Raw genomic sequence first — 25,432 nt, 5'->3', positions numbered from 1 at the left:
TGTACCTCAGCGAGGACGCGGTCAGGCGGCAGCTCCGCGCGTTGGCACGGTCGAGCGCGGCCGGTAGCCGACTCGCCGTGGATTTCTCACCGCCACCCGACATCGGCACGTCCCGAGATCGCCGCCGAATGGTCCAGCAGCGCGCCTTCGCGCCGGCAGTGGGGAGACCGTGAGGCTGCTCGTCGACCGTCCCCAGGCGGTCGAGCTCGTGGCCACGTCCGGTCGGAACGTCACCGAGGAGACGAGCCTGCGCGAAGCCGCGCGCGCTCTCGTCCGACGTGCATCAGGTCTCCCCGTCGACGCAGTGAGCGAGCACACAGCGCTCGTCGCCGGCATCCGCGCCTGAGCGACCCGTGACGTCGCACGGATCTTCAGCGTTGAATCACCACGCGATGTTGCCGACCGGGATCCGGACATCGCGGGCCGGATCCCGGTGACATTGCGTGCACGTTCACATCACGAGCAGCCGCTCGTCGCGCCGCAGCTCGGGCAGGCGTGGCAGGAGCCGGCGCGCTGCATGATGTCGCCGCAGACGTGGCAGAGGACGACGTCGAGATCACGGGCCTGGACCGGTGTCTCGCTCGCCGGCGGTGCCGACGTGTCGAGCGCGTCCGACGGGGCCCGGTCGTCGAGCGGGAGCATGTCGATCGACGACGTGTTGACCGCCGCGGCCTCCTCCACGCCCGGCAGCGTCGGCTGCAGCCGCTCCCCGACCGTCAGGATCCCGAGCTCTTCGCGCTCCTCCTTCGGCAGGTACTCGACCGCGAGCCGGCGGAAGATGTAGTCGGCGAGGCTCATCGCGAACCGGATGTCCGGGTCGTCGGTCATGCCGGCGGGCTCGAAGCGCATGTTCGTGAACTTCTCGACGAACGCGCGCAGCGGCACGCCGTACTGGAGGCCGAGGCTCAGCGAGATCGCGAACGCGTCCATGATCCCGGCGAGGGTCGAGCCCTGCTTCGCCACCTTGAGGAACACCTCGCCGGGCCGCCCGTCCTCGAACTCGCCGACCGTCACGTAGCCGTGGCAGTCGGCGACGCGGAACGAGAACGTCTTCGACGTGCGTGTGCGCGGGAGCTTCTGGCGGACCGGCTGCTGGATGATGACGGTCTCCACGATCCGCTCCACCTCCTTCGCCACGTCGTCGGTCTTCTCGGCTTTCTTCTGCGTCGCGAGCGGCTGCGCGACCTTGCAGTTGTCGCGGTAGATCGCGACCGCCTTCAGCCCGAGGCGCCACGCGTCGAGGTGCAGCGCCTCGACGTCCGCGACCGTCACCTCCTCGGGCATGTTCACCGTCTTCGAGATCGCGCCGGAGATGAACGGCTGCACCGCGCCCATCATCTTCACGTGGCCCATGTAGTGGATCGCGTTGTCGCCCATCGAGCACGCGAACACGGGAAGGTGCTCGGCCTTGAAGCCGGGCGCGCCGACGATCGACTTGTGCTCGTCGATGTGGCGCACGATCGCGTCGACCTGCGCGTCGTCGTAGCCGAGCCGCCGCAGGGCACGCGGGATCGTCTGGTTGACGATCAGCATCGTGCCGCCGCCGACGAGCTTCTTCGCCTTCGTCAGCGCGAGGTCGGGCTCGATCCCGGTCGTGTCGCAGTCCATCATCAGGCCGATCGTGCCCGTCGGCGCGAGCACGCTCGCCTGTGAGTTGCGCACACCGTGCACCTCCGCGACCTCGACGGCCTCGTCCCACGACCGCTGCGCGGCGCCCAGCAGCTCCGGCGGCACGAGGTCCTCGTCCACCTTCGCGACCTCGGCGCGGTGCATCCGCAGCACGTTCAGCATCGGCTCGGCGTTGTCGGCGTAGCCCGCGAACGGGCCCATCCGGCCCGCGGTGCGCGCGCTCGTCGCGTAGGCGTGACCCGTCATCAGCGCGGTGATCGCGGCCGCCCATGCACGACCCTCGGCGGAGTCGTACGGCAGACCCTGCGCCATCAGGAGCGCGCCGAGGTTGGCGTAACCGAGGCCGAGCTGACGGAAGGCGCGCGTCGTCTCGGCGATCTTGTCGGTCGGGTAGTCCGCGTTGCCGACGAGGATCTCCTGCGCGGTGAACATCACCTCGACGGTGTGCCGGAAGCCCTCGACGTCGAACGTGCCGTCGTCGTGCAGGTACTTCAGCAGGTTGATGCTCGCGAGGTTGCACGCCGAGTTGTCCAGGTGGACGTACTCGCTGCACGGGTTCGACGCGGTGATCCGGCCGGTGTTCGGCGCGGTGTGCCAGCGGTTGATCGTCGTGTCGAACTGCATCCCCGGGTCGGCGCACTCCCAGGTGGCCTCGGAGATCTGGCGCATGAGGTCGCGCGCCTTCACCGTCCGGATGACCTCGCCGGTGGTGACGGCCTTGAGGTCCCAGTCGGCGTCGTCGACGACGGCCCGCATGAACTCGTCGGTGACGCGCACCGAGTTGTTCGCGTTCTGGTACTGGATCGAGTGGCTGTCCTTGCCGTCGAGGTCCATGTCGAACCCGGCGTCGCGCAGCGCGCGTGCCTTGCGCTCCTCGACGGCCTTGCACCAGATGAACTCCTCGATGTCCGGGTGGTCGGCGTTGAGGATGACCATCTTGGCGGCGCGCCGTGTCTTGCCACCCGACTTGATCGTCCCGGCGGACGCGTCGGCACCACGCATGAAGCTGACCGGCCCGCTCGCGGTGCCGCCGCCCTTCAGGTTCTCGAACGACGACCGCACGGTCGACAGGTTGATCCCGGAGCCGGAGCCGCCCTTGAAGATGACGCCCTCTTCCCGGTACCAGTTGAGGATCGAGTCCATCGTGTCGTCGACGTGCAGGATGAAGCACGCGCTCGCCTGCTGCGGCACGCCCTTCACGCCAATGTTGAACCAGACCGGTGAGTTGAACGCGGCGCGCTGGTGCAACAGCACGTACTTGAGCTCGTTGCGGAACGCGGCCGCCTCCTCGTCGTCGACGAAGTAGCCGTCGCGCACGCCCCACGCGGTGATCGTGTCGGCGACGCGGTCGATGACCTGCTTGAGCGAGGACTCGCGCTCGGGCGTGCCGAGGGTCCCGCGGAAGTACTTCTGGGCGACGATGTTCGTCGCGTTCTGCGACCAGCTCGTGGGGAACTCCACGCCGGGCTGGAAGAAGGCGTCGGTGCCGTCCTTGTAGTTCGGGATGCGCGCGTCGCGCCGCTCCCACACGACGGTGTCGTACGGGTGGACACCCGGTTCGGTGAAGAACCGACGAATCCCGATCCCGATCTGCTCCGGCGCCATGGCCATGAGGCCGCCCCCTACTCGGTCGTTCGATGTCGTCCGGGCCCTTCGGGCCCGCTGTCGTCCGGGCCGTTCGGGCCCGATGTCGCCCGTGTCCCCTCGACACGGGCCCGAACCGCTCTCCGCCCGCCCCGACGCCGGACCCGGTCCCACCCCCGCACCACACGCTCGAGCACAAGATGTTGTGGTGGCACCCGGACCCACCGCGAGATGGAGGGCAATTACATCACCGTAACTACCCTGATGTCAACGGTTCAGGAGGACGCGTCGACGCTGGTCGCAGGGCGTACGCGAAGGTTCGCACTCGTGAACGGCCGCACGCACCGCCGGGGTCAGGATGCCGGACGCGGCTTCGGCGCTGTCGTCTTCTGCAGCATGCCGACCTCCCGCTCGAAGTCGCTGAGGTCCTCGAACCCCTTGTACACGGACGCGAAGCGCACGTATGTCACCGGGTCGAGGGCCCGCAACCGTTCGAGCACCGCCAGGCCGACCTGCTCGCTCGTCACCTCGGCCCCCGGACGCTTGCGCAGCTGCTCCTCGATGTCCGTGACGATCGCGTCGACGGTCGCGTCGTCGACGGGCCGGTTCTTCGCGGCGCGCGCGATCCCCGCCGCCACCTTCGCACGGTCGAACGGCTCGCTCGCGCCGGAGCGCTTCACGACGAGGAGCGGCACCTCTTCCACGCGCTCGTACGTCGTGAACCGTCGCCCGCACGTCAGGCACTCGCGCCGGCGCCGGATCGCGGCGCCTTCGTCAGCGACCCGGGAGTCGACGACCTTGTCGTCGAGCGCGTCGCAGAACGGGCACCGCATCGACCCAACCGTACCGAAGGGGTGCGCGCGACGGACGGGGCCGAACCCGGCCGCTCGGGAGCTCTCACGGCTGCCACGCGATCGTCTCGCCGGGAACCAACGGCGCGCCGTGACGGGCGGCCGCGAGGTCGTCGACGACCGGACGGGGATCGTGCCCGGGATCGAGGTGCTGCGCGACCGTCCACAGCGAGTCGCCCGGTCGGACGACGTAGGTCGTGAGCGGCGGGCGGCGCTCGGGGCTCGCGAGGGTCGAGCCCCCGAGCGCCACGCCCGCTCGTCCCGCCAGGACCACGGTGCCCAGCGCCAGCGCGGCTACGGCCACGCGCCGGCGCCGGTAGACGGCACGCGAGTGCGCCCTGGGCCGGGGACAAGCCCGGGACTCACGCACGACGGACAGCGCCGGCCGGGCCGGGGGGACGGCCCGGCGACGCTGCGCGGTGCGGTGCTCCTGCGTGCTCGTGGTCATGACGGCGGCCATGTCCATTCCTCCTGTCGATCTTCCTCGTGCTTCCTCGGGCGATCCCTCGCGAGATCCGCTGGTCGTTCGGACCCGTCTCTCCGCTGTCGCGAGAAGCAGACCACGGGGGTGTGACAGCGAAGACGGGCGAACGGACGTTCGGACGGCGAGCGAACCACGAACGGGCGTTCGGGTCAAGAGAAAAATCGAACAGATGTTTGCCCCGAACGCGTGATCGTGTTACCGTCCGCTCGAGCAGGGCGGACTGGCCAGGACCAGCAGGAGGCCGACCATGACCACGACCGGCAGGCGAGCGACCCGGGCCGCAGGCGCGCCCCGCACCAAGGCGCGACGGTCCGAGGACGCGGCCGACCCCGCGGACGTCGACGCGCTGACGCCGCGCCAGCGCCAGGTGCTGGAGTTCATCGACGAGCAGGTACGCGCCCGCGGGTACCCGCCCAGCGTGCGGGAGATCGGCGAGGCCGTCGGACTGTCCTCCAGCTCGACGGTCCACGCGCACCTCGCGGCGCTGCAGGACAAGGGGTACCTGCGGCGGGACCCGACCAAGCCACGGGCGATCGAGATCACGCTCGAGCCCGACTCGGGGCTCGCCGTCGAACGCCGGCCGGCCCGTCACGTGCCACTGCTCGGCGACGTGGCGGCTGGCACGGGCGTGCTCGCGGCCGAGCAGGTCGAGGAGACGCTCCCGCTCCCCCAGGACTTCACCGGTGACGGCCAGCTCTTCATGCTCCGCGTGCGCGGGGAGTCGATGATCGACGCCGGGATCCTCGACGGCGACTACGTCGTCGCCCGACGGCAGGACACCGCGGATCCCGGGGACGTCGTCGTCGCCGGCATCCCCGGGGACGAGGCGACGGTGAAGACGTTCCTGCGCCGGAAGGGACGGATCGTGCTGCGGCCCGAGAACGCCACGATGGACGAGCTCGTCTTCGACCCCGCCGACGTCGCGATCTACGGCAAGGTGGTGACGCTCCTGCGCCGCCTCTGACCGACCACGTGTGACACGCGTTCCGCGTGCGTCTCACACGTCAAGCGGCCCGAACCGGGCGCCGATACGCGGACCATGGCAGTGCACCACCTCGGCGTCGTCGGGTCCGCGGTCACGAGCGTCGCCGCGATGGTCGTCGTCCTCGTGCTCGGCGTGATCGCGCTCGCGGTCGTCCGTTGGCAGCGGCGCGACGACGAGCCCCTCTTCCCCGACCTCGAACGTGCTCGGACGCCGCAGCCCGACCCGGCCGCGTTCACGGAGCAGCTCGCCGCGGGTGGAACGGTGGCGGACGACGTCACGCGCGTCGGTGACGTCGCGGCGGCGTCGGGCTTCCAGCAGGCGTACGCGCTCCTGGCGCTCGTGGACGACGACGGGAGCGTCGACGCGGCCGCGTCGCGGCCGACGATCGCGCCCGTCCGCGACGAGCAGCCCACGACGGCACCCGATCCCTACGCGGCGCTCACCGACGTCGGCACACCCGACAGCGAGGACGAGCGCGCGCTGACGGCGTTCGTGGACGGGCCGCGCGACGTCCCGATCGTCGAGTCGGCCGACACGCTGCTCCCTCGGGCGCGGACGCGGCGACTGCGGTCGCGGACCGCCTGAGGCCGAGCTCAGTCCTCGCGCACCCCGAGGAAGTGCGCGAGGACGGCATGACAGCCGTCGAGCGCCTCACGCTCGACGTGCTCGTCGGCCGTGTGCGACACGGACGGGTCACCCGGGCCGAAGTTCAGCGCCGGGACGCCCGCGGCGGTGAAGCGGGCGACATCGGTCCAGCCGAGCTTCGGCCGCACCGCGAGGTCGAGCGTCCCGACGAACTCGGCGACCAGCGGCGCCCAGAGGTTGGGCGGCGCGGCCGGTGACGCGCTCACGACCTCGATCTCGTCGGCACCCTCGAGCACGGCCGCGACCTCGTCGCGCGCATCGTCGACCGTCAGGGAGGGCGCGAAGCGGCGGTTCACCACGAACGAGCACTCGTCGGGCACGACGTTGTTCGCGACGCCACCACCGACGCGGACGATCTGCAACGCCTGGGTGTACTCGAGACCCTCGACGACGACGGCCGGCGGCGTCAATCCGGCGACACGTGCAAGCACCGGCGCGGCGCGCGCGATCGCGTTGACACCCGTCCACGGACGGGCCGTGTGGGCACGTTCGCCCCGGAAGGTCGCGCGCACGTGGATCGTCCCCTGGCAGCCCGCCTCGACCCGGCCGCCCGTCGGCTCGAGCAGGATCGCGAAATCCCCGGCGACGAGGTCCGGACGGCGTTCGAAGAGGTCGCGCAGGCCGTTGAACTCGTCCGCGATCTCCTCGCCGACGTAGAACACGAGCGTCACGTCGTGGTGCGCGGTTCGATTGCCGCGCGTGCTGAGGTCCTCGGCCAGCGCGAGGAGCACGGCGAGGCCGCCCTTCATGTCCGCCGCGCCGAGACCGTGCAGCACGTCGCCGTCCACGCGCGGCACCTCGTTGGCGTTCGGCGGGACGGTGTCGAGATGGCCGCCGAGCACGACGCGACGGTCCCGACCGAAGCGCGTGCGCGCGACGACGTTGTCACCGACGCGCTCGACATCGAGCCCGCGCGCTCGAGCGCGCAGGCGCTCCTCCACCATGTCGGCGAGCGCGCGCTCGTCGCGGCTGACCGACGGGACGGCGACGAGCGCGGCCGTGAGCGTCAGCAGATCACGCGTGTCCGCGGTCGCGACGTCGGTCACGTCGCGACGCCGTGCTCACGCAGGATGTCATTGATGCGCGCCTTGTCGTGACGCTCGCCCTCGTTGAGCCGGCGGAGGATCAGCGCGCACGGGAGTCCGAACTCACCGCCCGGGAACTGCTTGCGTCGCGACGCCTGCACGACGATGCACCACGGCGGCACGACGCCGCGCGAGACCTCCTCGCCCGTCTCCGCGTCGATCACCGGGATGCCGGGGTTCAGGATCACGCCCTCTCCCAGGACGGCTCCGTCGCCGACGCGCGCGCCCTGCGTCACCATGCAGCGGCTGCCGATCGTCACGTCGTCGCCGACGATGACGGGCGCGGCCTGGGGCGGCTCCAACACGCCCCCGATGCCGACGCCACCCGAAAGGTGCACGCGTTCGCCGATCTGCGCGCACGACCCCACCGTCGCCCACGTGTCGACCATCGTCCCGGCACCGACGTAGGCACCGATGTTCACGTACGACGGCATCATGACGACACCCGGCGCAAGGAACGAGCCCCAGCGCGCGGATGCGCCCGGGACGACGCGCACACCCGCCTTCTCGTAGTCGTGCTTCAGCGGGATCTTGTCGCGGTACTCGAACGGCGCCAGCTCGATCGTCTCCATCGCCTCGAGCCGGAACAGCAGCAGGATCGCCTGCTTCAACCACTCGTGCACGACGACGCGCCCGGCGCCGTCCACGTGCGCGACACGCGACTCGCCGCGGTCGAGTCGCTCGATCGCCTCGTGCACCGCGTCGCGCGCCTGCGCGATCGTCATGACCTTGCCCACGTCGTCGCGTCCGTCCCAGAGCGCGCCGATTCGTTCCGCGAGGTCGTCCATGTCGTGTGCTCCGTGTGCGTGTCAGGCCCGTGCGGCGGACGCCGCGAGGCGTTCGAGCGCGAGCTCCAAGCGGTCCTCGGGCTGCGTGAGCGCCAGACGCACGTGATCCGCACCGGCCGCGCCGTAGAGGTTTCCCGGGGCGACGAGCGTGCCGGCCTCCGCGAGGCGGGCCGCGATCTCCCACCCGTCGTCGGTCTCCTCGGCGGAGCGCAGCCACAGGTAGAAGAGGCCGGGCCCGCCGTCGTGCACGAGCCCGTGCGACTCCAGGCCGCTCAGCACGAGCGCGCGCCGGCGCGCGTACCGCTCGCGTTGCACGTCGACGTGCGTCTCGTCGCCGAGCGCGGCGGTCGCGGCCGCCTGCACCGGCGCGGGCACGATCATCCCTGCGTGCTTGCGGACCTCGCCGAGGTAGCGCACGAGCTCGCCGTCACCGGCCAGGAACCCGCACCGCAGCCCGGCCATGTTCGAACGCTTGGACAACGAGTGCATCGCGAGCACACCGTCGCTGCCGGCCGACAGCGCGGTCACGGGTGCAGGCGCGCCCTCGCCCGGATCGCCGGCGACGAACTCCGCGTAGCACTCGTCGCTCGCGACGATCACGCCGCGCGCACGCGCCCAGTCGACGAGCTTCGCGAGCTGGTCGCTCGTCGCGACCGCGGCCGTCGGGTTGCCCGGTGAGTTCAGCCACAGGACGAGCGCGCGCTGCGCGTCGTCCTCGGAGACGAGGTCGACGTCGAGCATCCACTCGGGATCGAGTGGGACCGGTACCGCGCGGCAGCCCGCGAGCGTGGCGCCCATCTCGTAGGTCGGGTACGAGACGCCCGGATACAGCACGGTGTCGCGTGACGGGTCGCGCAGGTGGAGGTAGTGCGGCAGCGACGCGACGAGCTCCTTGGTGCCGACGCACGCGATGACGTCGTCGGGCGCGACGGTCACCCCGAAGCGGCGGGCGAGCCACGCGGACGCGGCTTCGCGCAGGTCGAGCGTGCCGATCGACGGCGGGTACCCCGTCGCGCCGGGCGCCGCGTCACGGAGCGCGGCAAGCGCGATCTCGGGCATGGGATCGACGGGGGTGCCGACCGAGCAGTCGACGACACCGCCGGGGAGCGCGTCGGCGAGACGACGGAGCGTGGCGAGCCGGTCGTGAGGGTACGGCGGCGGGACGAAGCCCGGACCGGGGGCGGCGGTGGGGGCCATCGGCGGTTCACACTACCTGTGGGTCGGGAAGCTGACCCCGGACCGGCGGTCAGCCGACGAGGAACTCTCGGAACCGGCCGAGCTCGGCGTCCGGTACCCGGGCCCGGACCCGGGTCGCGCGCTGCTCGTGGACCTCGACGAGGACCTCGCCGTCACGGTGCAGTGCCGCGATCACGTCGCCGCGGTCGTACGGGACCGACAGCTCGACGATGCGGGCGAGCGCGCGCAGCCGGGACGCCACCTGCTCGAGCAGCTTGTCCACGCCTTCGCCCGTCACCGCGGAGACGGCTACGGCGTCCGGGTGCGCGCCGAGCACGGCGTCGATCTCGTCCGGTGTCGCGAGATCCTGCTTGTTCGCGACGACGAGCTCCGGGACGTGCGCTGCCTCGATCTCGCGTAGGACCTCGTGCACCGCCGCGATCTGCTCCTCCGCCTCCACCGAGCTCGCGTCGACGACGTGCAGCAGGAGATCGGCGTCGGCGACCTCCTCGAGCGTCGAGCGGAACGCCTCGACGAGCTGGTGCGGCAGGCGGCGGACGAACCCGACGGTGTCGGAGACGAGGACGACCTCGCCGCCCGGCAGGCGCAGACGCCGCGTGGTCGGATCGAGCGTCGAGAAGAGGCGGTTCTCGACGACGACGTCCGCCTCGGTGAGCCGGTTCAGCAAGGTGGACTTCCCCGCGTTCGTGTAGCCGACGAGCGCGACGGTCGGGAGATCGCGACGGCGACGGGCCTTGCGTTGCGTCGCGCGTGTCGACGCGAGCCGCGCGAGATCGCGCTCGAGCTTCGTCACGCGACGCAGGATGCGCCGCCGGTCGACCTCGAGCTGCGTCTCGCCGGGACCGCGGGTACCGATGCCGGCGCCCTGCTGACTCAGCGTCAAGCCGCGGCCGCGCAGGCGGGGCAGCCGGTAGCGCAGCTGCGCGAGCTCGACCTGGACCATGCCCTCCTGGCTCGACGCGTGCTGAGCGAAGATGTCGAGGATCAGGGCGACGCGGTCGACGACGTCGCGAGCGAAGAGGTTCTCGAGGTTGCGCTGCTGCGCGGGACTGAGCTCGTCGTCGAAGATGACGACGTCGACGTCGAGCGAGTCCGCGAGCCCGCGCAGCTCGTCGGCCTTCCCCTTGCCGATGTACGTCGCCGGGTCGGGTGTGTCGCGCCGCTGCAGCACCTGCTCGACGGGCTCCGCGCCCGCCGTGTCCGCGAGCAGCGCGAGCTCGTCGAGCGACGCCTCGGCTTCGTCGGCACCGCGGGTCCCGGCGCCGGTGCCGACGAGGAGCGCTCGCTGCCGGACGACGTCGAGATCGACCTCGGTGGCCGTGAGGCGCCGGCGCTGGCGCCCGGTGCGGCCGTCGCCGTTCGAGCGAGGCGGCGTCACGAGCGCGGGCGCCCGTCGTCGACGTCGAGGGTCGTGTCGAAGACGTGGACGACCGGGCCACCGAGCCGGATCGTCGATCCCAGCTCGACGACGAGGTCGCCGCCGGGGACGTGCACGGTCACGCGCTCGCCGACCAGTCCGCGCCGGTGCGCGACCGCGGCGGCCGCGCAGGCCCCGGTGCCGCAGCTCAACGTCTCGCCGACGCCCCGCTCCCACACCCGCATGTCGATGGCGTCCTCTTCCCCCTTCGTCGGCGCGATGAACTCGACGTTCGTGCGATTGGGGAAGCGCTCGTCGACCTCGAGGTGCGGTCCGTGCTGCGTGACGCGCGCGGTGCGCGGGTGCTCGTCGCGCACGATCACGAAGTGCGGGTTGCCCATGCCCGCGGCGTCGCCCTCGTAGCGGGTGCGGTGGAACGTCGCGGTGAGCCCGAAGGCGCTCGGCGCGTCGAGCGGGATCTGCGCGGGTTCGAACGTGACGGGTCCCATGTCGACGGTCGCGGCGCGCACGCAGCCCGTGTCGGGGTCGACGTCGAGGTCGACCTCACGCCGTCCGGCGTCGGTGTCGACGACGAGTCGCTTGCCGTCGCCGAAGCCGCGGCGGTGCGCGACCCAGGCGAGGCAGCGGATGCCGTTGCCGCTCATCTCGGCCTCGCCGCCGTCCGCGTTGAAGAGCCGCATCGAGCAGTCGCCGTCCGGGTTCGCGGGCGGCCCGAGGAGGATGAGCCCGTCCGCGCCGACGCCCCGATGGCGGTCGCAGACGCGCGCGGCGACGACGTCGGGTGATGCGACGCTCGTCTCGCAGACCAGGAAGTCGTTCCCGGTCGCGTGCAGCTTGTGCAGCGTGAGCGCGGTCATCCGGTCCAGGTTGCCAGCAGCGCGGGGAGCAGCGCGCACGGATTTCGGCTCGTGGCGAGCCACGTGATGCGGGGGTCGCGCCGGAACCACATCCGCTGGCGCCGCGCGAAGCGCCGGGTGCGGCGGATCGCGAGGTCGAAGGCGGCGTCGACGTCGTCACCGGCGGCGAGCAGCTCCTTGTAGCCGATCGCCTGCGCCGCGGTGCGCGAAAGGCCGCGGGGGTCGGCCCCGAGCCGCGCGACCTCGTCGACCAGCCCACCCGCGCGCATCGCGGCGAATCGCTCGGCGATTCGCCGCGAGAGGACATCGCGCGGCAACCAGACGCCGGCGATGCGGACCGGGAACGCGGTGGGGCCGAACGCGCGCACGCCGGGCCCGAACGACGAGAACGGCTGCCCGGTGAGGCGGATCACCTCGAGCGCGCGGCAGATGCGGCGCGCGTTGCCCGGCTCGATCCTCGACGCGGCGACCGGGTCACGCTCACTCAGCTCCGCGTACGCGGCCGCGAGCCCGTCGGCTTCCGCCGTCCACGCCTCGAGCTCGGCGCGCAACCCGAGGTCTTCGCCGGGAAACGTGAAGTCGTCGAGCACCGCGTGCACGTACAGCCCGGTCCCGCCGACGAGCAGCGCGCGCCGACCGCGGCCCTCGATGTCCGCGACCGCGTCGCGCGCCGCGCGCTGGAACCGCGCGACCGACCAGTCCTCCCACGGGTCGGCGACGTCGATCAGGTGGTGCGGGACCGCGGCACGCTCGTCACGTGATGGCTTCGCGGTGCCGACGTCCATCCCGCGGTACACCTGCATCGAGTCGACGGCGACGATCTCGACATCGCCGAGAGCCCGGGCGGCGGCGAGCGCGAGCTGCGACTTGCCCGAGGCCGTGGGCCCGACGAGCGCGAGATGCTCGGCCGTCACGCCTCCGCGGCGACCGGGATCCGCGTACGCGCTCGACGCGGCGCGCGCACCAACCCGACGTGCTCGCCGTGCAGCCAGTGGGCGGCGGCGCCCGTGACCCGCACGTCGACGTACGCGCCGGGCTGCGCGTCACCCGTGAAGTGGACGAGCTTGTTCTGCCGCGTGCGGCCGGACGTGACGGACGGGTCGGTCTTCGACGGGCCCTCGACGAGCACCTCCTCGACCCGCCCGACGCGCGCCCGGTGCTTGGCGAGCGCGTGGCGCTCCACGGCCTCGACGAGCCGGTGCATCCGGTCGCGCGCGATCTCGGCGGGGACGAAGTCGTCCACCATCGCGGCCGCCTTCGTGCCCGGGCGGGGCGAGAAGACGAACGTGTACGCGGAGTCGTAGCGCGCCTCGTCGACGACCGCGAGCGTCTGCTCGAAGTCGGCGTCGGTCTCGCCGGGGAAGCCGACGATGAGGTCGGTCGTGACCGCGAGGTCCGGGAGCGCGGCGCGTGCTTCGGCGAGGCGCGCGAGGTACCGCTCGGCCGTGTACCCGCGGTGCATGCGGGCGAGCACGCGGTCGCTCCCCGACTGCAGCGGCAGGTGGAGGTGCTCGCACACCGAGGGCTCGTCGGCCATCGCGGCGATCGTCTCGGGCCGGAGGTCCTTCGGGTGCGGTGACGTGTAGCGCACACGTTCGATCCCGGGGACTGCGGCGACCGCCCGCAGCAGGTCGGCGAAGCGGGGTCGGTACTGACCGGCGCCGAGGTCGCGCCCGTAGGAGTTGACGTTCTGGCCGAGCAGCGTGACCTCGCTGACACCGTCGGCCGCGAGCTGCTCGACCTCGCGCACGACGTCACCCATCCGCCGGCTGACCTCGCGGCCGCGCACCGACGGGACGATGCAGAAGGTGCACGAGTTGTCGCAACCGATCTGGATGGTGACCCAGGCGGCGTGGTCGACCTCACGCCGGGCCGGCAGCGCGGACGGGTAGGCGTCGTGCTCCTCGAGGATCTCGACGACGGGCTCACCCCGGCGGGCCGACTCGGCGAGCAGCGCGGGCGCGTGCGCGAGGTTGTGGGTCCCGAACACGACGTCGACGTGCCCGGCCCGCTCGACGATCAGGTCACGGTCCTTCTGCGCGAGGCAGCCACCGACCGCGATCTGGAGGTCGGGCCGGCGGGCCTTGAGCGCCTTGAGCCGGCCGAGGTGGCCGTAGAGCTTGTTGTCGGCGTTCTCGCGGATGCAGCACGTGTTGAACACGACGACGTCTGCCTGCTCGACGTCGTCGGTCGGCTCCATGCCGTCGCCCGCGAGCAAACCGGCGAGTCGCTCGGAGTCGTGCTCGTTCATCTGGCAGCCGAACGTGCGCACGTAGAAGCGACGAGGACCGGGCACGGTCGCCGATTCTACGGGCGACCCGTGTTCGTCCCGTCGCAGTTCATCCCGTCGCAGCCGCGGCGTCGACAACCCGCTGGAGTGCCTGCTCGATCGTGGCCCGTTCGCCCGAGGAGAGGTGCGCGAGGAAGTGCGTCTCGATCCCCCGCAGGTAGACGGGAGCGGCCTTCCGCAACACGGTGCGCCCCGCCGGCGTGAGGACCGCGAACGACGCCCGTCCGTCCGACGGGTCCGGCTCCCGTGCAACGAACCCGACCCGGACCAGATCGTCGACGACCCGGCTCACGCGGCTCCGGCTCAGCGTCACCCGGTCGGCGAGCTCCTGCATCCGGAGCCGGCGGTCGGGCGCGTTCGCGAGCTCGAGCAGGACGTCGTACGACGTGAGCGGGAGACGGGTGGCGTGGTCGACCTCCCGCTCGACCTCGCGCACGACCGCGGCGTGCGCACGCAGCAGCGCCCGCCACGCACCGATCCCCTCGGGCTCGTCCACACTGCCTCCCCTCGGGCTCGTCCACACCGCCATTCTAGCGAACCTAGTTGCGCCCGCACGCATCTTGCGCGAAGATGCGTGCCCACGCACATATCCTGCGGAATGCGAGGAGGGACCACAATGCGAGCGATCACGCGTGACGCCCTGCGGGCGCGCATCGAGAACGGCGACGACATCGTCGTCGTCGAGGCGCTGCCCGCGAGCTACTGGGAGGAAGGCCACCTGCCCGGCGCGGGCAACCTTCCCCACGACGCCGACGACGCGACGATCGCGTCGGTGCTCCCCGACCGCGACGCGACTGTCGTCGTGTACTGCGCCAACACCGCGTGCCAGAACTCGACGGTGCTGGCCCGCCGGCTCGACGCGCTCGGGTACACCCGCGTGTACGAGTACGGCGAGGGGAAGCAGGACTGGGTCGAGGCCGGGCTTCCGTTGGAGTCCGTCGCACGGACACCGTGACGGCCGGTGCGGGGAACGCCCTGCCCGTGCGCTCCCCGCACCACCCGGTCGTGGATCGCGCTCGGCGCCTACGTGTCCTCGGCGTCGAGCACGATGACGTCGCTGTCCGTACCCTCACCCTCGGCATCTTCATTCCCGATGCCGACGGCCTGGCGTACCTTCTCGGTGATCTCGAACATCAGGTCGAGGTTCTCGGCGAGGAAGCTCTTCACGTTCTCGCGGCCCTGGCCGAGCTGCTCGCCCTCGTACGTGAACCACGCGCCCGACTTCTTCACGATCCCGAGGTCGACCGCGACGTCGAGCAGCGAGCCCTCGCGGCTGATGCCCTTGCCGTACGCCACATCGAACTCTGCTTGGCGGAAAGGAGGTGCGCACTTGTTCTTCACGACCTTCACGCGCACGCGGTTGCCGACCGCCTCGGCGCCGTCCTTGATCGTCTCGACGCGCCGGATGTCGAGCCGGACCGACGAGTAGAACTTCAGCGCCCGCCCACCCGGGGTGGTCTCGGGTGAGTTGTGCACCATCGTTCCGTCGACGAAGTAGTTGTGCGTGTCGTCGACCTCGATGTCGAAGCGGTGCATCGAGCGTGTCCGCGGCTTGGGCGCGATCGACACGATCGGCAGTGGGACGAGCTCATAGCGCTCGTCGGCGAAGGCGGGGTCGACGGTGAACCGGCCGCGGTAGCGCGGCAGCAGCTTGTACTCCATCGACGGGTGCACGAACGGCGCAATCAGCGCGTGGAGCTTCGCGGTCTCATCCTTCGAGAACACGAAGCATGCCTTGTTCTTCGCGCCGCGATGTACGAGTTGCGGACGGATCCCCCATGTATCGGCAAGGTACGACGCCACACGTTCGCGTGTCGTCGCCTCCATGGCCTCGACGCAGACCTCGCTCCGGCCGCTGCCGTCGGCCGTACGGGCCTGGAGGCCCTTCGCGCGAATCGAGAACGTGCCGTCGTCCATGTACCAGATCGCGAGCGACAACGGCGTCAGGCGCTTGAGATAGTCGTCGCCGAACATCTTCTTGCCACCGACGTACACCGCTCGGCGCAGCTCGGCGAGCTCGGGCAACGGCTGGACGTCGACGAACGACGCGCCGTTCGCGTTCGTCGAGCGTGACGTGCCGAGGTTCGCGAACAGTGACGTCTTCCAGTCGAGATACTCGACCTGCTTCTTGCCGTGACCCATGCGGAACCGCGCGCCATGTCCGGAGCGCGTGGGCGAGAGCGCGCCGTCACCCATCAGCCCACCGAGCACGATCTCCCACTGGAAATCCGACAGGCGATGCGGCACTGCCTGCAGCACGCGGTCACCGGGAGCGAGCTCTGCCGCCTCGCGCCAACCGCCGGGCGTACGGATCAGGTGGTTCGGCGTGCAGCCGAATTGTGAGCGACCGTTGCCACCGGGCTTCGCGATCGTGAACTGCAGGAACTCCTCGGTCACGCCGTTGTCGAACCAGTTCGTGACCCGCTTGGGCACGACCTTGCCCGCTTCGGGGTCGTACGAGAGAACCTCGACCGGCAGACGCTGGTTGACGATCTTGCCGATCTTCTCCTGCGTCCCGTCGGCGAGCGTCACGCGGGTGCCGTACGAAAAGCACCCGAACATCACCCCGATCTTCTCCCGGAGCTGGTTGATGAAGATCGCGATGGTGCGGGAGCGGTTGAGGTTCGCCGTCAGCTTGCGCAGCGCCTGGCTCATCAGGCGGGCCTGTAGGCCGACGTGGCTGTCGCCCATCTCGCCCTCGATCTCGGCACGCGGCACCAGCGCGGCGACGGAGTCGATGACGAGCACGTCGAGCGCGCCCGAGCGGATCAGCATGTCGGCGATCTCGAGCGCCTGCTCGCCGGTGTCGGGCTGCGAGATCAGCAGGTCGTCCACGTTGACGCCGATCGCCTTCGCGTAGACCGGGTCCATCGCGTGCTCTGCGTCGATGTACGCGCACACGCCGCCGTTGCGCTGGGCCTCGGCGACGACGTGCATCGCCAGCGTCGACTTCCCCGACGACTCCGGCCCGTAGATCTCGACGACCCGGCCCCGGGGCAGGCCGCCGATGCCGAGCGCGAGGTCGAGCGCGAGCGCACCGGTCGAGACGGCCTCCACTCCGACGTGCACCTGCTCGCCCAACCGCATGATCGAGCCCTTGCCGAACTGCTTCTCGATCTGGCCGAGCGCCATGTCGAGTGCCTTGTCACGTTCCACCGTGAACCCCTCCTGGGCCGTGCGCTGCGTTCGTTCGCATGTCGTTCGTGTGCGGGGAAGTCGCTCGTGCAGACCGTACGGCGGGGGTGTGACAGTGAACGCCTGCCCGGGTCGCCGGATTGGCGGCGGGCGAGCAGGCGAGCAGGCGAATCCCACCGGTGTAAGTACCCTAGCGCCGAACAGGCGTTCGACTCAAGCACCCTCGCCCACGCGCAGCGGGAACCGCTCGACGACCGAGTACTCGGCCCCGCTCGGACGCGTCCGGCTCTCGAACAGCACGACCTCGCGCACGCTCCACGGGGGGCTGTCCGCGACGGCCTCCAACGCGTCGACGAGCGGCCGCGCGTCACGGCGATCGCGCCCGCGCGTCCGCGCGACCGTGAGGTGCGCGTGGAACCGGTCTTCGTCACGCGCGAACCCGAGCGGCGCGAGCGCGCCCGACAGGTCGCCAGCGAGCGCGCCCAGCGCGTCCTCCCCGCGTCGCGCGCCGATCCAGAGAACGCCGGCACGCCGCGCGGACGGGAACGCGCCACCGCCGCCGAGCGCGACGTCGAACGCGTCGTGACGCGTCACGACGGACGCGACCGCACCGGCGACAGCAGGGCCGTCCGCGACCGCACCGAGGAACTGCACCGTCACGTGCCACTGCGCGCGCGACACGATCCGCCATCCGTCCGGCAGCGTCAACGCATCGACCGCACGCGCGATCGCGTCGAGCGCACGCGCATCCGGCACGACCGCGAGGAACGCGCGCCCGATGCCGGCGCTCACGCCTTCCGCTCTTGCGCCTGCGGCGCGGGCCGCTCGGGCCCCGCTCCCGCTCGCCTCCCGGCTCGCTCGCTCACGCCTCGAGCAGCGACATCCGCACGAGGTTGAGCAACGAGATCGTCGCGAACTGGCGGATCTGCTCACGCTGCCCGGGCAGCCGCGTCCCGACCGCGTCCGCGGGGCGGCCCGGGAGCGCGAGCCCGAAGAACACGGTGCCCGCGGGCTCGCCGTCCTGCGGGTCGGGACCGGCGACACCGGTCACGGAGATCCCGACGTCCGCGCCCGTGACCCGGCGCGCGCCCTCCGCCATCTGTCGCGCGCACTCCTCGCTGACGACCTTCTCCGCGGTCACGCCGAGCACCGCGCGCTTCACGTCGGTCATGTACGACACGATGCTCCCGCGCAGCACCTCGCTCGTCCCCGGCGTGCTCACGAGACGCGACGCGACGAGGCCGCCGGTCACCGACTCTGCGATCCCGAGCGTCCACCCGCGCTTGCGCAACACGTCGAGGACGATCGTCTCCATCGTCTCGTCGTCCGCGCCGAACACGAGGTCGCCGAGCTTCTGACGCAGCGCACGCTCCTCGGGCTCGATGAGCGCCCGCGCCTCCTCGGTCGTGTCGGCCTTCGCCGTGATCCGCACCGCGATGCCCTCGATGCCGCGCGCGAGGAACGCGATCGTCGGGTTGGTCTGCGCGTCGACGCGGTCCGCGATCATCTCCGCGAGCCCGGACTCGGACGCGCCCCACGTCTTCAGCGTGCGCGACACGATCGCTCCGTGCGACCCGGCGCGCTTCAACAAGTCGGGCAGCACGTGCTCGCTCATCATCAGGCGCATCTCGTACGGCACGCCCGGCACCGCGTACACGACCTTCCCGTCCACCTCGCACCTCAGGCCGGGCGCGGTGCCGATCGAGTTGGAGATCGGCTCGCCACCACGCGGCACCTCGGCCTGGCGCAGGTTGTTGGCCGGCATGTCGCGGCCGCGCGACCCGAAGAGACCGCGGATCCACTCGACCAGGTCGTCACGGCGCTCCAGGTCGACGCCCATCACGGCGGCGATCGCCTCGCGCGTCACGTCGTCGGGCGTCGGGCCCAGGCCGCCGCACACGATCACCGCGTCGCATCGTCCGAGCAGCTCACGCAGCGCCTGGACCATGCGCGGCAGGTTGTCGCCGACGTGCCGGTGCTCGAAGCTGTCGATCCCCGCGAGCGCGAGCTGCTCCCCGATCCAGGCGGAGTTGGTGTCGGTGATCTGCCCGAGCAGCAGCTCGGTGCCGATGCACAGGACGTCGCAGCGCATCAGGCGCGGCTCTCCTGCCAGCCCCTCGCGAGGATGTCGAGCGCGGAGAGGATCGTCAGCGTGACCGCGACCCAGACCGCGAGCGACTGGATCCACTGCACGTGCGCGGTCACCGGGAAGATGACGGAGGCAACCGCCACGAGCTGCAGGAAGGTCTTCCACTTGCCCAGCTGACGAGCGGGGAGCGAGATGCCGCGACGCGCGGCGAGCGACCGGTACATCGAGATGCCCGCCTCCCGCCCGACGACGAGCACCACGGGCACCCACCAGATGTCGCCGCGGAACGCGAGCGCGAGGAAGCCGCCGACGACGAGGAACTTGTCCGCGAGCGGGTCGAGGAACGCACCGGAGCGCGTCGTGCCGTCGCGCCGCGCGAGCCAGCCGTCGAACCCGTCCGTGCACGCGAGCAACGTCCACAGCCCGAACGTCAACCACGACGCGCCGACCTGCTCGATCAGGATGAGGGTCGGGGCGGCGAGGAGCAGCCGCACGACGGTGATCGCGTTCGCCGGCGTGGCGATCGCGCCCGGTCCGAACCGACGCACCCTCGCGGCCGACGCGCTCACGAGGCCGGCACCACTGCGTGCTGATCGACCGGTACACCGATCAGGTCCGGGCCTTCGCTCTCGACGACGTGCACGTCGAGGAACGCGCCGACCGGCGCGTCACTCCCGGGCACCCGCACGACCCCGTCGATCTCGGGCGCCTCACGCGCGCTCCGTCCGACGACGCCACCGGACGCGTCGTCGCGCGCGTCGACGAGGATCTCCGTCACGCGCCCGACGAGCGCCTCGCGCGACGCCGTGGTGATCGGGTCCTGCACCGCGGTGCACTCGGCGAGCCGCTCGGACATCGTCTGGTCGTCGACGGCACCGTCGAGCGCCGCCGCCGCGGTGCCCTCCTCGCGCGAGAACGGGAAGAAGCCCGCCCAGTCGAGCTGCACGTCCTCGAGGAAGGACAGGAGGCGCGCGTGGTCCGTCTCCGTCTCGCCCGGGAACCCGACGATGAACGACGAGCGGAACGTCGCATCCGGCTCCTGCGCGCGGATGCCCGCGATCGCGGCGGCGAACCGGTCGCCATTCCCCCACCGCTTCATCGCGCGCAGCAACGGTGCGGACGCGTGCTGCAACGAGAGGTCGAAGTACGGGACAACGGTGTCGAGGTCGAGCATGGTCGACACCAGGGGATCGCGCACCTCGCTCGGGTACAGGTACAGCAGCCGCAGACGCGCGAGGCCGTCCACCGTCAACGTGTCGAGCCGCCGCAGCAGCGGAGCGAGCGCGCCGGGCTCGCCGGCGTCGCGCCCGTACCACGCGATGTCCTGCGCGACGAGGACGACCTCGCGCACGCCACCGGCGACGAGCGCGCGCACCTCGTCGACGATCGCGTCCGGCGTACGCGAACGCTGCTTCCCGCGGAACGACGGGATCGCACAGAACGCGCACGCGCGGTCGCATCCCTCGGCGACCTTGACGTACGCCCACGGTGCGCTCGGCGCCGGCCGCGGGAGCTCCAACAGGTCGCGCACACCCGCCGGCTTGTGCTTGAGCACGACGGGCGCGATCGACGTCTCCTGCGCGAACCCGACGACCGCGTCGGCCTCGGGCAGCACGGCCGCGAGCTCGTCGCCGTAGCGCTCGGCGAGACAGCCGGTCACGACGAGGCGCGCGCCCGGCCGGCGGACGTCCGACAGCGCGAGCACGGTGTCGATCGACTCCTGGCGCGCCGCCTCGACGAACGCGCATGTGTTGACGACGACGAGGTCCGCGTCCGCGGGCGACGGGGCGGGAACGAGCCCGTCGGCGAGCAGCGACGACGCGACCTTGTCCGAGTCCACCGCGTTCTTGGGGCAGCCGAGCGTCTCGACGTAGAAGCGCGCGGCGCGAACGCGTGGGCGGATGGTCACGGGGTCATCCTACAAGTGGGCTCTCGTACACTCCCCGGGCGGTGGCTGCACCGCGACGTCCCCGAGGATCCGGAGAGCAGCCGGTCGTGCTCGGCGAGTGGCCGCGCCTCGACGCGCAGGTGCTGCGGCGACGGCTCGAGACCGCGGGCATCGGCCCGGTGACGCTGGAGCCCGTCGAGACCGACCGAGGGACGCGAGCGCGCCTGCTCGTGCCGGGAGCGAGCGCGGAGTTCGCGAGCGCGGTCGTCAACGAGCTCGACGTCGACGACGAGATCCCGGACGCCTCGCCGCTCGCGTACGTCGCGCGCATCGAGGAGCTCCTGAGCGCGGCGGGCAGCCTGCTCGACGAGCTGCGCACGCGTCTCGACGAGATCGAGCGCGACCGCGACGACCGCGGTTGACGGCGCCCGTCTCACACGCGCTGCTGCAGCTCCTCCAGCTCGTCGACGCTCATCAGCACCGCGCGCGCCTTCGATCCCTCGGACGGACCGACGACGCCGCGCTGCTCGAGCAGGTCCATGAGCCGCCCCGCTCGTGCGAACCCGACGCGGAGCTTCCGTTGCAGCATGCTCGTGGAACCCAGGCCGCTGCGAACGACGAGCTCCATCGCCTCGCCGAGCAGCTCGTCCTCGTCGTCGAGATCGCCACCCGCGCCGCCCCCACCGGGTGCGTTGTCGTCCCCCTGGAGACCCTCGACGTACGCGGGCTCCGACACCTGACGTCGCCAGTGCGCGACGACCTTGCGCACGCACTCCTCGTCGACCCACGCGCCCTGCACGCGCTGGGGCCGGCTCGACGAGGCGGTGAGCACGAGCATGTCGCCCTGGCCGATCAGCTTCTCCGCGCCGGGCTGGTCGAGGATCACGCGCGAGTCGGCCAGGCTGCTCACCGAGAACGCGAGCCGGCTCGGCACGTTCGCCTTGATGACACCGGTGATCACGTCGACGGACGGGCGTTGCGTGGCGATCACGAGGTGGATGCCGACCGCGCGCGCCATCTGCGCGATGCGGCAGATGCTCGCCTCGACGTCGCGCGCGGCCACCATCATGAGGTCGTTCAGCTCGTCGACGACGACGAGGATGAACGGCAGCCGCTCGTACGTCTTCCCACCGACCGGGTCCGGGTTCGTGACGGTCGGGAGATCGCCGCGGTCGTACATCGCGTTGTAGCCGGTGATGTCGCGCACGCCGACCTCGGCGAGGAGCTCGTAGCGCAGGTCCATCTCGCGCACGGCCCACTCGAGCGCGTTCGCGGCGCGCTTCGGGTTCGTGACGACCTCGGTCAGCAGGTGGGGCAGGCCGTTGTAGACGCCGAGCTCGACGCGCTTCGGGTCGACCAGGATGAGCCGCACCTGCTCGGGCGTCGAGCGCATGAGGATCGACGTGATGATGCTGTTGATGCAGCTCGACTTGCCGGCGCCCGTCGCGCCCGCGATCAACACGTGCGGGAACGTCGACAGGTTCGCCATCACGGCGTTGCCCGCGATGTCGCGACCGAGGCCGACCTCGAGCGGGTGCGCGGACTCGCCGACCTCGTCGGACGCGAGGATGTCGCCGAGCGTCACCAGCTGGCGCTGCTTGTTCGGCACCTCGACGCCGATCGCGCTCCGCCCGGGGATGGGCGCGAGGATCCGTACGTCGTGGCTCGCCATCGCGTACGCGATCTCCTTGCTGAGACCCGTGACGCGGTTGACCTTCACGCCCGCGCCGAGCTCGAGCTCGTAGCGCGTGACGGTGGGGCCGATGGTGCGACCGGCGAGGTGCGCGTCGACGCCGAACTCCTGCAGCGTCGCCTCGAGCACGCGGCCACCCTCGTCCACCAGACGCGGGTCGACCGACTTCGCGCCGCTGCGGCGCAACAGCGTCGTCGGCGGGAGCTTCCACGCGCCCGGTGAGTGCAGGGCGGCCAGGTCGATGACGTCCGCGAGCGACGACGCCGCGGCCGGCTGGTCGACGCCGTCGTCCTCCTCCCCCTCCTCGTCTTCGTACTCCTCCTCGTCGTAGTCGTCGCCCTCGTCCTCGTCGTACTCCTCGTCCTCGTACTCGTCCTCGTACTCGTCGTCGTCGACCACCTCGGCCTCGGCGGCCGGCGCGTCGGCGAGCTCGTCGTAGAGCACCGCGCGGCGCGGTCCGGGCTCGGGAGCGTCGGCGACCGGCTCGTCGTCGCCGATCGCGTGGATCTCGAACGCGCGCCGAAGCGCGCGCAGTCCCACGACGGCGCCGACACCGACGCCGTGCAGCGCGCGCCGCACGCCGACGCCGGGGGCGAGCAGCGCGCCGAGCACGCCGGCCGCGAGGAGCACGATCGACGCGCCCACCGCGCCGAGACCGGCGCGCAACGGCGCACCGACGACGACGCCGGCGAACCCACCGGCGTCGCGCAGCCGCTGCATCGGACCGTTGAGCGCGGGGCTGCCACCCGCGAGGTGCATCAACCCGACGACGGCGAGGAGCACCAGCGCGACACCGATGCCGATGCGGAAGGTCGCGATCGGCACCTGCTCGTCGTCGTCGACGTCGTCGTCGCCGCCGAGCAGCGGGCGGCTCCACAGGAGGAGCACCGCGACCGCGAAGCAGCCGACCGGGAGCATGAACGCGCCCCGGCCGAGCGCGGACGTCGTCGCGGTGTCGATCAGCCGGCCCGCCGGCCCGACCAGGTCCGTCGCGAGCGCGAGCGCGGCGATCGAGCCGACCGCGGCGAGGGTGACCGCGACGACGTCGACGACGTGACCCTCGAGCTGCTCGGCGGCCCGATCCCGGAGACGGGGGCGCCGTGGGACGGGCGGGCGCGCCCCGACCGGGCGCCGTCCCGACGGACGACGACCCGTGCGGCCCCGACCCCTGCGCTTCGACGAACGACGAGTGGACGGCACGGCGGCGATCGTAACAACAACAACATCAACCACACCGGAATACTTGCTTCACGGCCGCGAGACGGCGACGGCGGGCGTCCCTACGCTCACCTCGTGCCGTGGCGCATCGGATCGACGACGATCACCCGGGTCGCCGACCCCGGCTTCGAGCTGGTGCTGCCCCAGGACGACCCGACGACCGCGCTGCTCCGCCGGACGCCCTGGCTGCACCCGTGGTCGGTGACCGACGACTTCGAGCTGCGCGTCGGCTCGAGCGCGCTCCTCGTCCGCACGCCCGAGACGACCGCCCTCGTCGACCCGTGGCTCGCGTTCGACGACCCCGCTCGTGACGCCGGCCGGATCGACGCGCTCGCGGACGCCGGGTGTCCTGCGGACGCGGTCGACGTCGTCGTGTACTCGCACATCGACGGGATCGGCACGGTGCTACGGCCCGACGGCACGAAGGTCTTCCCGAACGCGCGGTACCTCGTACCCGCAGGCGAGCTGGACGCGGCGCGCGACGGTCGCCGCCCGGGCGCGGCCGCGCTCGTCGCGCACGCGGACGCCGGCGGCGTCGAGCCGCTCAGCGGGCGAACCGTGATCGATCCCGAGCTCGTGGTCGAGCCGCTCCCCGGGCACACCGCGGCGCACGTCGGTGTCGTCGCGGGCGATCCACCGGGAGCGGTGATCGTCGGCCACCTCTTCCTGCACCCGGCGCAGATCGCAAACCCCGACAGCGTGCTCGGCGACGAGCAACCGGACGTGTTGCGCGACACGCGTGACGACGTGCTCGCGCGCTGTTGCGACGACGGGCTCGCGCTCGTCGCGCCGCTGTTCGCCGAGCCCGGCGGCGGTCACGTGTGCCGCGACGGTGACGGCTACCGGTTGGATCAGAGCGCGGGCGCGTAGCCGCCGTCGACCGGGTACACGTGACCGGTGATCCACTCGGCCGCGTCGCTGCACAGCAGCACGGCGAGCGGCGCGGGATCGGTCACCTGCCCGATGCGTCCGACGGGATAGGGCCGGGCGAGCTTCTCCTCGAACTCGGGGTGCTCGGCGAGGTGCCGCGCCAGCGCGCCCGTGCTCATCGTGCCGAGCGCGATGCAGTTCACGGTGATGCCCTGCCGGCCGACCTCGGCCGCGAGCCCGCGTGAAAACCCCATGGCAGCGGCCTTCGCGGCGCCGTACACCGCCTGGTAGCGCTCACCGCGGCGACCGGCGTCGGACACGATCGTGAGGACGCGCCCCCACCCGCGCTCGATCATCCCGGGCAGGTACCCGCGCGTCACACCGAGCACGGCTGCGAGGTTGAGCCGGATCAGGGGGTCCCACTCGTCCGGCCCGGTGTCGACGAACGGCTTGATGACGATCCCCTCGGGCGGGATGCCGGCGTTGTTGACGAGGATGTCGACCGGACCGGTCTCCGCGACCATCGCAGCCACCGCGTCGCGGTCGCACACGTCGGCGACGACCGGCCTCCCGACGAGCCCCTCGGCCTCGATGTCGGCGACGGACTCCTGCGCGCGCCCGGCATCGAGGTCGTTCACCCAGACCTCGGCGCCCGCGCGCGCCATCTGGATCGCGATGGCGCGCCCCACACCGCTGCCCGCGCCCGTCACGATCGCGCGCCGGCCGGCGATGAAGTTCGACCAGTCTCGGATCGTCGCCATGTCAC

24 protein-coding genes are annotated in these 25,432 nt (G+C 71.7%); 6 read left to right on the top strand and 18 right to left on the bottom strand.

Going from position 1 to position 25,432, the window contains the following annotated elements:
• Positions 1-169 precede the first annotated feature (169 nt).
• Positions 170-346: a hypothetical protein gene (locus tag VFC33_15630; protein ID HZR14669.1), complete on the top strand. Its 177-nt coding sequence runs from the start codon at positions 170-172 to the stop codon at positions 344-346.
• A 110-nt stretch (positions 347-456) separates the two neighbouring features.
• Here VFC33_15630 and VFC33_15625 read toward each other — a convergent pair whose 3' ends face one another.
• From VFC33_15625 to VFC33_15615, 3 genes are all read right to left on the bottom strand, one after another.
• Complete coding sequence (locus tag VFC33_15625; protein ID HZR14668.1) at positions 457-3,240, bottom strand: vitamin B12-dependent ribonucleotide reductase; 2,784 nt, start codon at positions 3,238-3,240, stop codon at positions 457-459.
• Between the two features lie 326 nt (positions 3,241-3,566).
• Positions 3,567-4,046, bottom strand: coding sequence for a transcriptional regulator NrdR (nrdR, locus tag VFC33_15620; protein ID HZR14667.1), 480 nt, complete (start codon positions 4,044-4,046; stop codon positions 3,567-3,569).
• A 64-nt stretch (positions 4,047-4,110) separates the two neighbouring features.
• Positions 4,111-4,314: a LysM domain-containing protein gene (locus tag VFC33_15615; GenBank protein HZR14666.1), complete on the bottom strand. Its 204-nt coding sequence runs from the start codon at positions 4,312-4,314 to the stop codon at positions 4,111-4,113.
• A 481-nt stretch (positions 4,315-4,795) separates the two neighbouring features.
• Between VFC33_15615 and lexA the strand changes: the two genes are divergently transcribed.
• A complete protein-coding gene (gene lexA / locus VFC33_15610; protein ID HZR14665.1) occupies positions 4,796-5,512 on the top strand; it encodes a transcriptional repressor LexA in 717 nt (238 codons plus the stop codon).
• A 75-nt stretch (positions 5,513-5,587) separates the two neighbouring features.
• Positions 5,588-6,118, top strand: a complete 531-nt coding sequence (locus tag VFC33_15605) for a hypothetical protein (GenBank protein HZR14664.1) — start codon at positions 5,588-5,590, stop codon at positions 6,116-6,118.
• An 8-nt stretch (positions 6,119-6,126) separates the two neighbouring features.
• Here VFC33_15605 and dapE read toward each other — a convergent pair whose 3' ends face one another.
• From dapE to VFC33_15565, 8 genes are read right to left on the bottom strand one after another with little or no spacing between them, the layout of a single operon-like run.
• Entirely contained in the window at positions 6,127-7,224 is a 1,098-nt protein-coding gene (dapE, locus tag VFC33_15600) for a succinyl-diaminopimelate desuccinylase (protein ID HZR14663.1), read from the bottom strand.
• Positions 7,221-8,051 (bottom strand): 2,3,4,5-tetrahydropyridine-2,6-dicarboxylate N-succinyltransferase, encoded by an 831-nt coding sequence (locus VFC33_15595; GenBank protein ID HZR14662.1) that lies wholly within the window; start codon positions 8,049-8,051, stop codon positions 7,221-7,223. The genes dapE and VFC33_15595 overlap by 4 nt, the downstream gene beginning before the upstream one ends.
• A gap of 21 nt (positions 8,052-8,072) precedes the next feature.
• Positions 8,073-9,248: a succinyldiaminopimelate transaminase gene (gene dapC / locus VFC33_15590; GenBank protein HZR14661.1), complete on the bottom strand. Its 1,176-nt coding sequence runs from the start codon at positions 9,246-9,248 to the stop codon at positions 8,073-8,075.
• A gap of 49 nt (positions 9,249-9,297) precedes the next feature.
• Positions 9,298-10,626, bottom strand: coding sequence for a GTPase HflX (hflX, locus tag VFC33_15585; protein HZR14660.1), 1,329 nt, complete (start codon positions 10,624-10,626; stop codon positions 9,298-9,300).
• On the bottom strand, positions 10,623-11,483 hold the full coding sequence (gene dapF, locus VFC33_15580) for a diaminopimelate epimerase (GenBank protein ID HZR14659.1): 861 nt from the start codon (positions 11,481-11,483) through the stop codon (positions 10,623-10,625). Before dapF ends, hflX begins: the two co-directional genes overlap by 4 nt.
• Positions 11,480-12,397: a tRNA (adenosine(37)-N6)-dimethylallyltransferase MiaA gene (gene miaA / locus VFC33_15575; GenBank protein HZR14658.1), complete on the bottom strand. Its 918-nt coding sequence runs from the start codon at positions 12,395-12,397 to the stop codon at positions 11,480-11,482. Before miaA ends, dapF begins: the two co-directional genes overlap by 4 nt.
• The gene (gene miaB / locus VFC33_15570; protein HZR14657.1) at positions 12,394-13,779 is read right to left on the bottom strand and encodes a tRNA (N6-isopentenyl adenosine(37)-C2)-methylthiotransferase MiaB; all 1,386 of its coding nucleotides are present in this window, start codon (positions 13,777-13,779) and stop codon (positions 12,394-12,396) included. The genes miaA and miaB overlap by 4 nt, the downstream gene beginning before the upstream one ends.
• A 43-nt stretch (positions 13,780-13,822) precedes the next feature.
• Positions 13,823-14,269: a MarR family transcriptional regulator gene (locus VFC33_15565; protein HZR14656.1), complete on the bottom strand. Its 447-nt coding sequence runs from the start codon at positions 14,267-14,269 to the stop codon at positions 13,823-13,825.
• Between the two features lie 120 nt (positions 14,270-14,389).
• Between VFC33_15565 and VFC33_15560 the strand changes: the two genes are divergently transcribed.
• Positions 14,390-14,728 (top strand): rhodanese-like domain-containing protein, encoded by a 339-nt coding sequence (locus tag VFC33_15560; protein HZR14655.1) that lies wholly within the window; start codon positions 14,390-14,392, stop codon positions 14,726-14,728.
• Positions 14,729-14,796: 68 nt separating this feature from the next.
• Here the strand turns inward: VFC33_15560 and recA are convergent, their stop codons facing one another.
• From recA to rimO, 5 genes are all read right to left on the bottom strand, one after another.
• Positions 14,797-16,929, bottom strand: coding sequence for a recombinase RecA (gene recA / locus VFC33_15555; GenBank protein HZR14654.1), 2,133 nt, complete (start codon positions 16,927-16,929; stop codon positions 14,797-14,799).
• Between the two features lie 192 nt (positions 16,930-17,121).
• Positions 17,122-17,700 (bottom strand): RNA 2',3'-cyclic phosphodiesterase, encoded by a 579-nt coding sequence (thpR, locus tag VFC33_15550; GenBank protein HZR14653.1) that lies wholly within the window; start codon positions 17,698-17,700, stop codon positions 17,122-17,124.
• A gap of 70 nt (positions 17,701-17,770) precedes the next feature.
• Positions 17,771-19,000, bottom strand: coding sequence for a competence/damage-inducible protein A (locus VFC33_15545; GenBank protein ID HZR14652.1), 1,230 nt, complete (start codon positions 18,998-19,000; stop codon positions 17,771-17,773).
• The gene (locus tag VFC33_15540; GenBank protein ID HZR14651.1) at positions 19,000-19,566 is read right to left on the bottom strand and encodes a CDP-alcohol phosphatidyltransferase family protein; all 567 of its coding nucleotides are present in this window, start codon (positions 19,564-19,566) and stop codon (positions 19,000-19,002) included. The genes VFC33_15545 and VFC33_15540 overlap by 1 nt, the downstream gene beginning before the upstream one ends.
• Positions 19,563-20,906 carry a 30S ribosomal protein S12 methylthiotransferase RimO gene (gene rimO, locus VFC33_15535; GenBank protein ID HZR14650.1) on the bottom strand — a complete coding sequence of 448 codons (1,344 nt, stop codon included), beginning with the start codon at positions 20,904-20,906 and terminating at the stop codon, positions 19,563-19,565. The genes VFC33_15540 and rimO overlap by 4 nt, the downstream gene beginning before the upstream one ends.
• Positions 20,907-20,947: 41 nt before the next feature.
• Here rimO and VFC33_15530 point away from each other — a divergent pair, with 41 nt between their 5' ends.
• Positions 20,948-21,307 carry a hypothetical protein gene (locus tag VFC33_15530; protein HZR14649.1) on the top strand — a complete coding sequence of 120 codons (360 nt, stop codon included), beginning with the start codon at positions 20,948-20,950 and terminating at the stop codon, positions 21,305-21,307.
• Positions 21,308-21,318: 11 nt separating this feature from the next.
• On the opposite strand, the gene VFC33_15525 is transcribed toward VFC33_15530, so the two are convergent.
• Entirely contained in the window at positions 21,319-23,778 is a 2,460-nt protein-coding gene (locus VFC33_15525) for a DNA translocase FtsK (GenBank protein HZR14648.1), read from the bottom strand.
• A 93-nt stretch (positions 23,779-23,871) separates the two neighbouring features.
• Between VFC33_15525 and VFC33_15520 the strand changes: the two genes are divergently transcribed.
• Entirely contained in the window at positions 23,872-24,666 is a 795-nt protein-coding gene (locus tag VFC33_15520; protein HZR14647.1) for a hypothetical protein, read from the top strand.
• Here VFC33_15520 and VFC33_15515 read toward each other — a convergent pair.
• Positions 24,648-25,427 (bottom strand): SDR family NAD(P)-dependent oxidoreductase, encoded by a 780-nt coding sequence (locus tag VFC33_15515; GenBank protein ID HZR14646.1) that lies wholly within the window; start codon positions 25,425-25,427, stop codon positions 24,648-24,650. The genes VFC33_15520 and VFC33_15515 overlap by 19 nt on opposite strands.
• Positions 25,428-25,432: the final 5 nt, after the last annotated feature.

Source organism: Acidimicrobiia bacterium, assembly GCA_035651955.1.
GTDB lineage: Bacteria > Actinomycetota > Acidimicrobiia > IMCC26256 > JAMXLJ01 > JAMXLJ01.
This window is presented reverse-complemented; position numbering and strand designations above follow the sequence as displayed.